Annotated in this window: 14 protein-coding genes; 13 read left to right on the forward strand and 1 reads right to left on the reverse strand. The window is 68.8% G+C overall.

Annotated elements, in window-relative coordinates; translation table 11 throughout:
• Positions 1–73: 73 nt before the first annotated feature.
• The 12 genes from G020_RS0100720 (at position 74) to G020_RS0100775 (ending at position 11,041) form a co-directional block, all read left to right on the forward strand.
• Positions 74–1,378, forward strand: a complete 1,305-nt coding sequence (locus G020_RS0100720; RefSeq protein ID WP_024328269.1) for a TolC family protein — start codon at positions 74–76, stop codon at positions 1,376–1,378.
• On the forward strand, positions 1,375–2,178 hold the full coding sequence (locus G020_RS0100725; protein ID WP_019590987.1) for an efflux RND transporter periplasmic adaptor subunit: 804 nt from the start codon (positions 1,375–1,377) through the stop codon (positions 2,176–2,178). The genes G020_RS0100720 and G020_RS0100725 overlap by 4 nt, the downstream gene beginning before the upstream one ends.
• Positions 2,179–2,212: 34 nt before the next feature.
• Positions 2,213–2,545: a divalent-cation tolerance protein CutA gene (gene cutA, locus G020_RS0100730; protein ID WP_019022734.1), complete on the forward strand. Its 333-nt coding sequence runs from the start codon at positions 2,213–2,215 to the stop codon at positions 2,543–2,545.
• Positions 2,533–4,842, forward strand: a complete 2,310-nt coding sequence (gene dsbD, locus G020_RS0100735) for a protein-disulfide reductase DsbD (protein WP_024328270.1) — start codon at positions 2,533–2,535, stop codon at positions 4,840–4,842. Before cutA ends, dsbD begins: the two co-directional genes overlap by 13 nt.
• The gene (locus G020_RS0100740; protein ID WP_024328271.1) at positions 4,839–5,411 is read left to right on the forward strand and encodes a TlpA disulfide reductase family protein; all 573 of its coding nucleotides are present in this window, start codon (positions 4,839–4,841) and stop codon (positions 5,409–5,411) included. The genes dsbD and G020_RS0100740 overlap by 4 nt, the downstream gene beginning before the upstream one ends.
• Positions 5,412–5,549: 138 nt before the next feature.
• Entirely contained in the window at positions 5,550–5,993 is a 444-nt protein-coding gene (gene aroQ, locus G020_RS0100745) for a type II 3-dehydroquinate dehydratase (protein WP_024328272.1), read from the forward strand.
• A gap of 6 nt (positions 5,994–5,999) precedes the next feature.
• A complete protein-coding gene (gene accB, locus G020_RS0100750; RefSeq protein WP_024328273.1) occupies positions 6,000–6,464 on the forward strand; it encodes an acetyl-CoA carboxylase biotin carboxyl carrier protein in 465 nt (154 codons plus the stop codon).
• A gap of 34 nt (positions 6,465–6,498) precedes the next feature.
• A complete protein-coding gene (gene accC / locus G020_RS0100755; RefSeq protein ID WP_024328274.1) occupies positions 6,499–7,842 on the forward strand; it encodes an acetyl-CoA carboxylase biotin carboxylase subunit in 1,344 nt (447 codons plus the stop codon).
• Positions 7,843–7,849: 7 nt separating this feature from the next.
• Positions 7,850–8,734: a 50S ribosomal protein L11 methyltransferase gene (gene prmA / locus G020_RS0100760; protein WP_024328275.1), complete on the forward strand. Its 885-nt coding sequence runs from the start codon at positions 7,850–7,852 to the stop codon at positions 8,732–8,734.
• Positions 8,735–9,229: 495 nt separating this feature from the next.
• On the forward strand, positions 9,230–9,670 hold the full coding sequence (locus tag G020_RS15475; RefSeq protein ID WP_231363026.1) for a DUF3426 domain-containing protein: 441 nt from the start codon (positions 9,230–9,232) through the stop codon (positions 9,668–9,670).
• A gap of 43 nt (positions 9,671–9,713) precedes the next feature.
• On the forward strand, positions 9,714–10,724 hold the full coding sequence (gene dusB, locus G020_RS0100770) for a tRNA dihydrouridine synthase DusB (protein ID WP_024328277.1): 1,011 nt from the start codon (positions 9,714–9,716) through the stop codon (positions 10,722–10,724).
• Positions 10,721–11,041, forward strand: coding sequence for a helix-turn-helix domain-containing protein (locus tag G020_RS0100775; RefSeq protein WP_018947497.1), 321 nt, complete (start codon positions 10,721–10,723; stop codon positions 11,039–11,041). The genes dusB and G020_RS0100775 overlap by 4 nt, the downstream gene beginning before the upstream one ends.
• Positions 11,042–11,047: 6 nt before the next feature.
• Here the strand turns inward: G020_RS0100775 and G020_RS0100780 are convergent, their stop codons facing one another.
• On the reverse strand, positions 11,048–11,827 hold the full coding sequence (locus G020_RS0100780) for an inositol monophosphatase family protein (protein WP_024328278.1): 780 nt from the start codon (positions 11,825–11,827) through the stop codon (positions 11,048–11,050).
• 133 nt (positions 11,828–11,960) lie between these two features.
• On the opposite strand from G020_RS0100780, the gene G020_RS0100785 reads away from it, so the two are divergent.
• A complete protein-coding gene (locus tag G020_RS0100785) occupies positions 11,961–12,278 on the forward strand; it encodes a DUF2322 family protein (protein ID WP_024328279.1) in 318 nt (105 codons plus the stop codon).

Consider the following 12,278-nt stretch of genomic DNA (forward strand, 5'->3'; position numbering starts at 1 on the left):
CAAAGGAGCGGACATGACTCCTCGTCTCCCTGTCCGGGGGCGCCGTGCCGGCGCCCTTCTGACGGCGTGCCTCGTGCTGGCCGTCGGCACGGCCGGCCCCGCGGCGGCCGAGGTGGTGCCGGACATCGAGCCACTGCCCCAGCCCCTGCGTCTGCAGCATGCCATCGAGGCGGTGAATGCGATGCACCCTCGCGTGCAGCAGGCCCGCGCCCGACGCGAAGCGGCCGAAGCGGAGCTGGAAGCCACGCGCGCCGACCGTGACCTGCGCGTGGACGCGCGCCTGGAAGCACGCTGGATCGAGCCCAACGACAACATCGCCGACGACCGCAACAACGACTCGCGCGCAACCCTGGTCGCGCGCAAGCTGCTGAGCGACTTCGGCCATTCCCGGGCGCGGGAGGAGGCCGAGGCCAGCGCGGTCGAAGCCGCGCGTCAGGAAGAATGGCTGGCCTTCGCGCGACACCGGCTGGAGGTCCTGGAGCGCTATTTCGATGTGGTCCTGGCCGATCTCGCATTCGCCCGCGACACCGAGGCCATGGCCGCGGCCTTCGTCACGCTGGAGCGTCTGGAAGAACGCAACGCGATGGGTCAGGTCTCGGACATCGAGCTGTTCGAGGCGGAAGCGGACTACCAGGAGCACTTCACCCAGCGGCAACGCTCGCTGTACCGCCAGCAGCGCAGCCGCGCCGAGCTGGCCGAGGCCCTGCATCACCGCGGACGCCCGCCGGCCGACGTCCTCGGCCCGCCGCTGCCGCTGGACCTGCCCGAGCTTCCGGAGCTGCGCAGCCTGCTGGCGGACCTGGAGTCCGGCAGCCCGGCCCTGGCCGCCGAACGCCAGCGGGTCGAGGCCGCCACCGGCCGCGTGCAGGCGGCCCGCAGTGAAAGCCGTCCCCGGCTGTATGCCGAGGCCGAGACCGGCTACTGGAACAAGGAGTTCGGCGGAGACCGCAACCCCTTCGCCGCCGCGCTGGTACTGGAGGTCCCGCTGTTCGAGGGGCGCCGCGGCGATGCCCGCGTCGGCCGCGCGGTGGCACAGCGCCGGGAAGCCGAGGCCGAACGCGACCACGCCATGATCCGGGCCCGCAACCGGGTGCGTGAACTGGTTCACGAAATCCGGACCCTGGAGGTACAGCGGGACGAGGCGCTGGCACGCATGGACTACCGCGACCTCTACATCAGCCGGGCTCGCTATCTCTATCAGATGGAAGACGAGGCCGACCTCGGCGACTCCATGGTCCAGCAGAGCGCGGCCGCGCATTTCAATGCCCGCACCGAATTCGAGCTGGCCCTCGCCTACGAACGCCTTGCCCTGCTGACCGGCCGCGAAGACCTGAGTCCGTTCGCCGCCGACGCCACCGCCTTTGGAGGGACCCCATGAACACCCGCATTCACCCCATCCCGCACACCACCCGGCGAGCGATCGGCGCGAGCCTCGCGCTCTTGTTGCTGAGCCCGGCCGCGGGCGCCCAGACTGTGGACGCGGAGCTCGCCTGGAGCGAGCAGTACCGGATCACCGCGCCCGTCGCGGGCCAGGTCCGGGAGATCGGGGTCCGGCCCGGCGACCGGGTGATGGAAGATGACACCCTGTTCCGCATCGACGATCGCCGGGCCCGTGCGGAACTGTCCGCAGCGCAGGCCGAGGTCGAACGCCTGGAGCTGGAAGCCTCGGAAACCAAACGCGAACTGCGCAAGGCCCGCGACCTGTACGACCAGACCCTGATCGCCGAGCGCGAACTGGAACTGGCCCGAATCGACCACACCGCGGCCGAATCGCGCCTGACCGAGGCCCGCGCCCGGGTCCGCCAGGCCCGCGCGGACGTGCACGACACCGAGATCGCCGCGCCCGGAGAGGGCCGCGTGCTGCGCCTGGACGTCACCCGCAACGAATACGTGAACCCCGCGCTGGTTCCGCCGGTTCTCGCGGTGATCGGACGCGACGACCCGATGCATGCACGCGGCCGCGTGGACGCGGATACCGCCGCACGCCTGGAACCCGGGCACCCGGTCACCGTCATCCTGAACGACACCCGCGTCGACGGCCGGGTGGAGCACGTGGACTGGGAGCGCAGCGGCGAAGAGGACGCCCCCGCCTATCGTCTGCGGGTCGAGTTCACGCCCCCGGAGGGCCTCGCCCCGCGGGCGGGCCAGGCGGCACGGATCGAACTCGGCCTGGAATGAGCATCCGGACTGAACCAGGAGGACGCACATCACCATGAGCGAATCCGACCCCGCACCGGCCTGGCTGGTCATCACCACGCTGGACGATGCCGACGCCGCCGAACGCCTGGCCGGCCACCTGGTCGAGGCCGGCCGCGCCGCCTGCGTGCACATGCTCCCGCCCGGCCGCTCGATCTATCAGTGGCAGGGCCGCATCGAGGTCGACAGCGAAGTCACCCTGCTGATCAAGACCTCGCGCGAGGCCTGGCCCGAACTTCGGGCCACCCTGCACGATCAACATCCGTACGACACCCCCGAAATCATCGCCCTGCCGATCGAGGACGGACTGCCCGACTACCTGAACTGGATCCGCGAATGCACCCGATGAACCTCCGTTACTGGCTTGCCGCCCTGTTCACCGTGCTGTTGCTGCTGCCCGGAGTGGCCGCGGCGCAGTTCGGCATGGACGACGACCTGCTCGACCCGGATGACGCCTTCGCGATCAGTGCCGAGGCGGTGGATGAATCCACCATCCGTCTGACCTGGGACATCGCGGACGAGTACTACATGTACCGCGAGCAGTTCGAGTTCGAACCGGAAAGCCCCGGCCTGGAACTGGGCGATCCGGCGATCCCGGACGGCGAGATCAAGGAAGACGAGTTCTTCGGGCGGGTCGAGACCTATCGCGGCGAGGTCAGCATCGAGCTTCCGGTACTGGCCGCCGAAAGCGAGACCATCGAGCTGACCGCACGCTCGCAGGGCTGCGCGGATGCCGGCATCTGTTACCCGCCGCATTTCCAGACCGTATCCATCACCCTGCCGGGCCTGCCGGGTGACGCCGAGGCCGACACCGCGGCGGCCGGGGAAGGCGCACTGGACGAGCTCGGCCAGATGTCCGGCGAGCTTGCCGGGGACGAGGATCTGCTCGACCCCGAGGATGCGTTCGCCGCCTCCGCCGAGGCGATCAGCCAGAACGCCGTGGTGCTGCGTTTCGACATCGCCGACGGCTACTATCTCTACCGCGACCAGCTGGACGTGCGCGTCGCCGAAGGGGAAGGCATCGAGCTGGGCAACATCAGCCCGCCGGACGGCCAACTGCACGAAGACGAGTTCTTCGGCGAGACCCGCATCTTCCGCGACGAGGTGGAGATCCTGGTGCCGGTGCAGCGCGATGCCGACGACGTCGCCGACATCGTGCTGGCGGTGGACTACCAGGGCTGTGCGGACGCGGGTATCTGCTACCCGCCGCTGACCCAGGAGGTCGCGGTCAGCTTCGCCGCCGATCTGGCCGAGGAGGCCGACCCGGCGGCCATGCCCGATGAAGGCGAAGCCGCACCCGAGGACGAGGACGCCGTCGCCCCGCCGGCCTCGGAACAGGACCGCATCGCGGCGCAGCTGGCGGACGGGCGCGTGTGGCTGGTGGCCCTGGCGTTCTTCGGCTTCGGCCTGCTGCTGACCTTCACGCCCTGCGTGTTCCCGATGATCCCGATCCTGTCCAACATCATCCTTGGGCAGAAGGAGATGAACACCCGCAAGGCGTTCTTCATCTCGCTGGTGTTCGTGCTCGCGATGGCGCTCACCTATACCGTGGCCGGGGTGCTGGCGGGCATGGCCGGGGCCAACCTGCAGGCCGCCTTCCAGAATCCCTGGATTATCGGCACCTTCGTCGCCATCTTCGTCGCGCTGGCGATGTCGATGTTCGGCTTCTACGACCTGCAGATGCCCGCGGGCGTGCAGAGCAAGCTGTCGAACATCAGCAATCGCCAGGAGGGCGGCACCCTGTTCGGCGCCGGTGTCATGGGCTTCCTCTCGGCCCTGATCGTCGGGCCGTGCGTCACCGCGCCGCTGCTGGGGGCCCTGCTCTACATCAGCCAGACCGGCGACGCCGTGCTGGGCGGGATCGCGCTGTTCTCCCTGAGCATGGGCATGGGCGCCCCCCTGCTGGCGATCGGCACCTCGGCCGGACGCCTGCTGCCGAAGGCCGGCCCGTGGATGGATACCATCAAGGCGGTGTTCGGCGTGGGCCTGCTGGCCATGGGCATCTGGCTGCTGGAACGGGTCATCCCGGGCGAAGTGGCGATGTTCCTGTGGGCCACCCTGTTCATCGTGGTCGCGGTGTACATGGGGGCGCTGCAGAGTCTGCCCGAAGGCAAGTCCGGCTGGCACACCCTGTGGAAGGGGCTCGGCCTGGTGATCCTGATCTACGGCATCCTGCTGATGCTGGGGGCGGCCACCGGCGGCAAGGACATGACCCGCCCGCTGGCCACCCTCAGTCAGCCCGCCGTCACCACCGCGGACGGCGGACCGACGGAGATGGAGTTCACCTACATCGACAGCCTGGAAGACCTCGAACGGGAGGTGGCGGAGGCCGCCTCACGCGGCGAACCGGTGTTCGTGGACTTCTATGCCGACTGGTGCGTGGACTGCGTACGCCTGGAACGCACCACCTTCCAGGACCCGCAGGTCATCCGCGCCACCGCGGATGTCCATCTGCTGAAGGCCGACGTCACCGACAACACCTCGGAGCACCGCGAACTGATGCAGCACTTCGAGCTGTTCGGCCCGCCGGCGATGGTGTTCTACGACCGCGACGGCGAACCACTGCCGCAGTTTCGCCGCGTCGGTTACCTGAACGCGCGCGAGTTCCTCGACCACCTGGATAATGCCCTGGGGGTACACCCATGACCCGCACCCATCTCGCGGCCGGCTCGCTGGCCGCACTGCTCGCCCTCGGGCTGACGGCCTGTGGCGACAACGGCACTGCCGAGGACACCGCCACCGGCGGCGACCCACAGGCCGATGCCGAGGATGTGGCCGATGCGGAGGACACCCCGACCGGGGATGCGCGGATCGATTTCACCCTGCCGGACCTCGACGGGGCCGATCAGACCTTCAGCCAGTGGGACGGCGACCTGGTGGTGCTCAACTTCTGGGCCACCTGGTGCCCGCCGTGCAAGAAGGAGATGCCGCTGTTCCAGGAGACCTGGGAACAGCACCGCGACGAGGATTTCAACATCGTCGCGGTCGCCGTGGACGAACAGTCGGCCACCGAACAGTTCGTCGCCACCTACGGCATCGAATTCCCGATCCTGATCGGGCAGGACGAAGCCATGGAGATCCAGACTGAATACGGGAACCGGATCGGGGCCCTGCCCTACACCGTGGTCATCGACCGCAGCGGCACCATCCGCGCGACCCATCGCGGCGAGGTCACCGAAGACGACCTTGACGGCTGGCTCGAACAGTATCTCTGAGCCGGTCGCTCTCTCGCATGGCCACGCGGCGGCGCTGGACACCCCGCCCGCCCTGCGGCAGAATCGCGGCAGTGGATTCGCCGGCATGTTCCGGCGTGTTCGCCCCCATTCACGCCCGGATCGCCTCCGATTCCTGTCATGGCCACCATCCTGCTGCTCAACGGCCCCAACCTGAACCTGCTGGGACAGCGGGAGCCGGAGCGCTACGGCCAGACCACCCTGGCGGACATCGAATCGGAACTGGGCGCTCGGGCGCACGCCGCGGGCGTGAGCCTTGACCGCTTTCAGAGCAATCATGAAGGGGCCCTGATCGACCGCATCCACGCGGCCCCTGCCGAGGGTGTGCGCCGCATACTGATCAACCCGGGCGGGCTGACCCACACCAGCGTCAGCCTGCGTGACGCCCTGCTGGGGGTCGCGATCCCGTTCTACGAGATCCACATCAGCAACGTCCATGCCCGCGAGGCGTTCCGGCAGACATCGCTGCTGGCCGACGTCGCCGCCGCCACCCTGGCCGGTTTCGGCCCGCGGGGCTACCGGCTGGCGCTGGACGCGGCGATTGCAGCCATCAAGGAGTCATAGGCAACCATGGATATCCGCAAGGTCAAGAAACTGATCGACCTGCTCGAAGAGAGCGGGATCCACGAGATCGAGATCAACGAGGGCGAGGAGTCGGTGCGCATCACCCGTTCGCCCGGGGGCGTACCCCAGGCACAGCCCGCACCGATGCCGGCTGCCGCGCCACCGCCCGCACCGCCCGCTCCCGCGGCCGCGGCCGCGGCCGAGGAAGCAGCGGCGGAAGAACCCGCGGAACTCGAGGGCCACCGCGTGACCGCGCCCATGGTCGGCACCTTCTACCGCGCCCCCAGCCCCGGCGCCACGCCGTTCGTCGAAGTCGGACAGCAGGTGGAGGTGGGCGACACCCTGTGCATCATCGAGGCGATGAAGATGCTCAACCCGCTGGAAGCGGACCAGGCCGGCACCGTCCGCCAGATCCTGGTGGAGAATGGCAATCCGGTGGAATACGGCCAGCCGCTGTTCATCATCGCGTGAGCCTTCACCGTCTTCGCCGAACACAGGTCCGAGCATGTTTGAAAAAATCCTGATCGCCAATCGCGGCGAAATCGCCCTGCGGGTCCTGCGCGCCTGCCGCGAGATGGGCATCGCCACCGTAGCCGTACACTCCGACGCCGACCGTGACCTCAAGCACGTGCGCCTGGCCGACGAGTCGGTCTGCATCGGCCCCGCCCCCTCGAACGAGAGCTATCTCAACATCCCGGCACTGATCGCCGCGGCCGAGGTGACCGACGCCGGCGCCCTCCACCCCGGCTATGGCTTCCTGTCGGAAAATGCCGATTTCGCCGAACGGGTCGAATCCAGCGGCTTCGCCTTCATTGGCCCGCGGGCCGAGACCATCCGCCTGATGGGGGACAAGGTCTCCGCCAAGCAGTCCATGCTCTCGGCCGGCGTTCCCTGTGTGCCCGGTTCCGGGGGAGCTCTGAGCGAGGAGCCCGAGGCCAACCTTCAGCTGGCCCGGGAGATCGGCTACCCGGTTATCGTGAAGGCCGCCGCCGGCGGCGGTGGCCGCGGGATGCGCGTGGTGCATACCGAGGGTGCGCTGCTCAACGCAATCTCCCTGACCCGCAACGAGGCCCGTCAGGGCTTCGGTGACGACACCCTGTACATGGAGAAATTCCTCGAGCGCCCGCGCCACGTGGAGTTCCAGATCCTCGCGGACACCCACGGCAACGCGGTGTGCCTGGGCGAGCGCGACTGCTCCATGCAGCGCCGCCACCAGAAGGTGATCGAGGAGGCCCCGGCCCCGGAGATCACCGACACCCAGCGCCGCGACATGAGCGAACGCCTGATCCGCGCCTGCCAGGAGATCGGCTATCGCGGCGCCGGGACCTTCGAGTTCCTGTACGAGGACGGGCAGTTCTTCTTCATCGAGATGAACACCCGGCTGCAGGTCGAGCACACGGTGACCGAGGAGGTCACCGGCATCGACCTGGTGCGCGAACAGATCCGCATCGCCGCCGGAGAACCGCTGGGCATTACTCAGGACGACGTCACCATCCACGGCCATGCGATCGAGTGCCGCATCAACGCCGAGGACCCCGCAACCTTCGTCCCGAGCCCCGGCACCATCCAGCAGTATCACGCGCCGGGCGGCCCCGGGATCCGCATGGACACGCATATCTACAACGGCTACGCGGTCCCGCCGCATTACGACTCCATGGTCGGCAAGCTGATTGCCCACGGCACCACGCGCGACATCGCCATCGCGCGCATGCGCGGCGCCCTCGGCGAAATCATCGTCGACGGCATCCGCACCAACATCAGCCTGCACTCCGATCTGATGAACGACGCCAACTTCCAGCGGGGTGCCACCGACATCCACTACCTGGAAAAGAAGCTGAAGACACACTGAGGGCCGCATGAGTCTTGCCGAACTGGAATGTCGGGCCGAACCCGGCGATGCCGAGGCCCTGGAAGAGCTGCTGTTCGAGCTGGGTGCAGTCAGCGTAGAGCTGTTCGATGCGGCCGACGAACCCCTGTTCGAGCCGCCACCGGGCACCCACCCGCTGTGGTCGGACATCCGCCTGAAGGCCGTGTTTTCCGACCGCACCGCGGCGGAGCTGGCCTCGGCCTCGATGCTCCAGCGCGACCCCGCCCCGTCCGAGCTGCAGGTCACCGACATTACCGACCAGGACTGGGTACGCGCGGGCCTGGACGGGCTGGAGGCCATCCACTGCGGCGGGCCGCTGTGGATCGTGCCTTCGTGGGAGGAACAGCCGGACGTCGAGGACGGGGTCTTCGTACACCTCGACCCCGGCCTGGCCTTCGGCACCGGCAACCACCCGACCACCGCCATGTGCCTGACCGCGCTGGCCGAGGACCCGCCGCGTGACCTCGAGGTTCTGGACTATGGCTGCGGCTCCGGGATCCTCGCGATCGCCGCGCTCAAGCTGGGGGCGCGCCACGCCCTCGGGATCGACAACGACCCCCAGGCAGTCCAGGCCACCGAGTCCAACGCCGCGGGCAACGGCATCGGCGGCGACCGTCTGCAGGCCGGGCTCACCGATCACCCGCTGCCCGAGGGCGGCTCCGATCTGGTGCTGGCCAACATCCTCACCCGCCCGCTGATCGAACTGGCCCCGGAGCTCACCGCGGCCACGCGCCCGGGCGGGCGCATCCTGATGGCCGGACTGCTGGATCGTCAGGCGGAAGAGGTCATGGAGGCCTATGCCCATGCATTCGATATCGGTGTCCGCGATTCCCGCGATGGCTGGGCCCTGCTGGACGGTCGCCGCCGCACGTAACCGGCCGGCGAAGTATTCGCCCGCCGCTCGCCGGCACAACGGGCGGTCCGGATAATGCTCGCCCGCTGCCCGCATTGCAGCGTTGCCCACGTCGTCACCCGCCCTCCGGGGAACGAGACCCACGGACACGTGCGTTGCGAAGCCTGCGGCCGGGCGTTCGCATTCTTTCCGGCGCTGGAGATCGCACCGGCCGGAGAGCCGGTCAGCGGGCCCGGAGTGCAGCCCGTCCGGAGGCTGCACGAATACCCCCGCACGCCGACCGACTCCGACTGCGCGGACGCGGCCCCGACCACGGCATCACGGGCCAGCGGCAACCCGGACGCCCCGACCAGGCTCTTCGCATCGACCCCGGAGTGGAACCCATCCCCGGAACCCGAGCCGGTACACCCCGCGCCCGCCGATTCGCCCGAGCGGGCTCACGCGTCAGCACCCGCCGCACCGGCCCCATCGCTCCGCACAAGATCCCGGCGCTCGCGTGCCCACAGCCGGGGCGCAATGCTGGCCGGGCTGCTCCTGCTGGGCCTGATCTTCCAGTTACTGACTTTCCCGCCCCGCGCCATCACGCAAGAGCCCGCGCTGGAGACCCTGCGGAGCTCGCTGTGCGAGCGCCTGCACTGCCCCGAACGCGCCCATCGCGCGCCCGAGTTCGTTCGTGTCTCCACTCCTTCGCTGCACCCGGCCGGCGCCGGCAGCGGCCGCTGGCTCATCTTCGAGCTCTACAACCGCGAATCCCGCGCTCAGGCCTGGCCGCTGCTGGATATTGCCCTGTCGGACACTCTGGGCCGCACCCATGCCCGCGAGCGCATCCACCCGCGGGTCTATGCCCCGGACGGTGATACCCCCACGCAAATGACTGCCCACCGACCCTGGCCCGTTGCCCTGCGCATACGCACCGAGCACCCGCGCCTGAGCGGGGTCCACGTCCGGCCCCGCTGACGCGGATTCCTGCGCCGGGCGTCCGGGCTGCTAAACTGACGGCATGCAGCTCGGCCCCCACCATTTCTCGGACCCGCCGGTCTTCCTCGCGCCCATGGCCGGGGTCAGCGACCGGCCTTTCCGCCTGCTCGCACGACGCCTGGGGGCCAGCGCGGCGGTCTCGGAGATGGTCACCTCGCAGCAGAAGCTGTGGGACAGTGCCAAGAGCCGCCACCGTCTGGACCACGCCGCGGAGCCCGCACCGCGCATCGTCCAGCTGCTGGGCAACGAGCCCGCTGCCGTGGCCGATGCCGCCCGCGAGAATGTCGCCCGCGGTGCCGACATCATCGATCTCAACCTGGGGTGCCCGGCCAAGAAGGTCTGCAGCCGCGCCGCCGGCTCGGCCCTGATGGGCGATACCGGGCTGGTCCGCGAACTACTGCAGGCCCTGACGGAAAACACCGGCGTACCGGTCACCCTGAAGATGCGTCTGGGCCTGGACACCGAACGCATGAACGCGGAAACCATTGCCGGGATCGCCGCGGAGGCCGGGATCGCGATGCTCACGGTCCATGGGCGCACCCGCGCGGCGGGCTACCGCGGTGCGGCCGATTACGACGCGATCGCCCGGGTGGTGGCCGCCACCGCCCTGCCGGTGCTGGCCAATGGCGATATCCGCGGCATGGAGGATGCCCGACGGGCCCTCGCCCGCACCGGCGCCACCGGGATCATGATCGGACGCGGCGCCCAGGGACGCCCGTGGCTGCCGGGACGGATCCGCGCCGCGTTGGCCGGTGAGCCCCTCCCGGCCGAACCCGGACCGGCGGAAATCGCGGCGCTGATGCGCGAGCACGTCGCCGCACTGCACCGGCAATATGGTCCGCATCAGGGCGTACGTATCGCCCGCAAGCACCTCGGCTGGTATCTTGAGCAGCTGGGGAGAGGCGAGGCAGCCACCCGCGCACTGCGGGCCGAGCTGTTCGCCCTGGAGGACGCCGGCGAACAGCTCCGGCGCCTCGAGGCAATCATTCCATCAGGCGATTCGCCTGCGGACGATTCTGGCAGGGCTGCATGAGCACGAACGGGTATTCCGCACGTCGCAAGGAGGGCAACGGACAGGCGTGGCCAGGGAGCGATCCGGCCGGCGAGGCGGAATCGGAAAGCGTGCTTGCGCAATCCGTACGCCAGGCCATGGAAGAATACTTCGACACCCTCGACGGCCAGTCCAGCCACGACCTCTACGCCCTGGTGATGGAGGAGGTCGAACGTCCGCTGCTGGCCAGCGTTCTGGAGCGCTGCGGCTACAACCAGAGTCGCACGGCGGCCGTGCTGGGCCTCAACCGCGCAACCCTGCGCAAGAAACTGCGCAGCCACGGGCTGCTGGAAAGCTAACTCCCGTCAACTCCAGCCGAGGCGTTCGCGCAGGGTGGCGTGCAGCTCGGGGGTGCCCGCCGCCAGCACCGTGCCGGTGTCCAGGTCCAGCTCGCCGCCGGCGAGATCGGTGAATGTCCCGCCCGCTTCACGCACGATCACCGCCAGTGCCGCGATGTCGAGGATGTTCACGTCCGACTCCACGATGCAGTCGATGCTGCCGCTGGCCAGGAGGTGATAGTGATAGAAGTCGCCGTAGCCGCGGACGCGGTTGACCTCGGCGACGATCCCGCCCAGCGCGTTCCAGCAGTCGCCGCGTGCCGCCAGCGAGCGCAGGTTGCCGGTGGAAAGGGTCGCGCGGTCCACCGCGGTGATGCCCTTCTCCACACCGATGCGCTCGCCGTTGAGGAACGCCCCCTGCCCCTTCTCGGCCCAGGCGCGCTCGCCGAACTGCGGCCCGTTCGACAGGCCCAGGATCAGCTCGCCCTTGTACATCAGCGCGATCTGGGTGGAGAAGAACGGGTACCGCCGGACGAAGCTCTTGGTGCCGTCGATCGGGTCGATCAGCCACACATAATCGGAATCCATGTCCGACTGCCCGGTCTCCTCGCCGTAGAAGCCGTGATCCGGGAAACGTTCGCGGATGACGGAGCGGATCGCCTCTTCGCTCTCCACGTCGGCACGAGTGACCGGCGTGTCATCGGCCTTGGTTTCGACGTCCACGCCATGTTCGTAATAATGACGGATCACCTTTTCGGCGGCATCGGCCGCGGCCTGCGCGGCTTCCAGGAACGGGCTTGCCTGCATGTTCTCGGTCCTCGGGGAAAAGCCGCTATCGTAGCAGGAGCGGCACGACGCGACGAACCCGCCATGATTGCGGGCGGTTGTGGCCGGACGGGGCAGCCCCGATAATGCCACCGATTCATCCGAGGAGCCCGGCATGTCCAGGAAACTGCCCGACGTGAGCAATATCGAACGCCTCGAACTGTTTGGCGAGGACTACAACCCCACCGCCACCATCGAGAACCAGGAGGGCCAGAAGCTCTCCCTGCAGGTGTACTACCAGCTGGCGCTGGATTTCGGCGGGATCGGCCCCAAGGCGGCCAATTCCGGTCTGCTGATGTACGGCAGCCATGCCGACGAGGCCCGCGCCAACCCGGGCAGGCACCCCAACATCGACCGTCTGATCGACATCCTCGAGAACGACTACTACCTGTCGGTGAAGGCGGTCCCCAGGCGCAAGCGCAACGCCGGCTGA

The sequence above is a fragment of the Thioalkalivibrio sp. ALR17-21 genome, from assembly GCF_000420185.1.
In the GTDB taxonomy this organism is placed as follows: domain Bacteria; phylum Pseudomonadota; class Gammaproteobacteria; order Ectothiorhodospirales; family Ectothiorhodospiraceae; genus Thioalkalivibrio; species Thioalkalivibrio halophilus.

Excerpts from the sequence above, each read along its gene's own strand:
- G020_RS0100725 (WP_019590987.1), top strand. The coding sequence starts at position 1,375 with ATGAACACCCGCATTCACCCCATCCCGCACACCACCCGGCGAGCGATC.
- cutA (WP_019022734.1), top strand. The coding sequence starts at position 2,213 with ATGAGCGAATCCGACCCCGCACCGGCCTGGCTGGTCATCACCACGCTG.
- dsbD (WP_024328270.1), top strand. The coding sequence starts at position 2,533 with ATGCACCCGATGAACCTCCGTTACTGGCTTGCCGCCCTGTTCACCGTG.
- G020_RS0100740 (WP_024328271.1), top strand. The coding sequence starts at position 4,839 with ATGACCCGCACCCATCTCGCGGCCGGCTCGCTGGCCGCACTGCTCGCC.
- aroQ (WP_024328272.1), top strand. The coding sequence starts at position 5,550 with ATGGCCACCATCCTGCTGCTCAACGGCCCCAACCTGAACCTGCTGGGA.
- accB (WP_024328273.1), top strand. The coding sequence starts at position 6,000 with ATGGATATCCGCAAGGTCAAGAAACTGATCGACCTGCTCGAAGAGAGC.
- accC (WP_024328274.1), top strand. The coding sequence starts at position 6,499 with ATGTTTGAAAAAATCCTGATCGCCAATCGCGGCGAAATCGCCCTGCGG.
- prmA (WP_024328275.1), top strand. The coding sequence starts at position 7,850 with ATGAGTCTTGCCGAACTGGAATGTCGGGCCGAACCCGGCGATGCCGAG.
- G020_RS15475 (WP_231363026.1), top strand. The coding sequence starts at position 9,230 with ATGCTGGCCGGGCTGCTCCTGCTGGGCCTGATCTTCCAGTTACTGACT.
- dusB (WP_024328277.1), top strand. The coding sequence starts at position 9,714 with ATGCAGCTCGGCCCCCACCATTTCTCGGACCCGCCGGTCTTCCTCGCG.
- G020_RS0100775 (WP_018947497.1), top strand. The coding sequence starts at position 10,721 with ATGAGCACGAACGGGTATTCCGCACGTCGCAAGGAGGGCAACGGACAG.
- G020_RS0100780 (WP_024328278.1), bottom strand. The coding sequence starts at position 11,827 with ATGCAGGCAAGCCCGTTCCTGGAAGCCGCGCAGGCCGCGGCCGATGCC.
- G020_RS0100785 (WP_024328279.1), top strand. The coding sequence starts at position 11,961 with ATGTCCAGGAAACTGCCCGACGTGAGCAATATCGAACGCCTCGAACTG.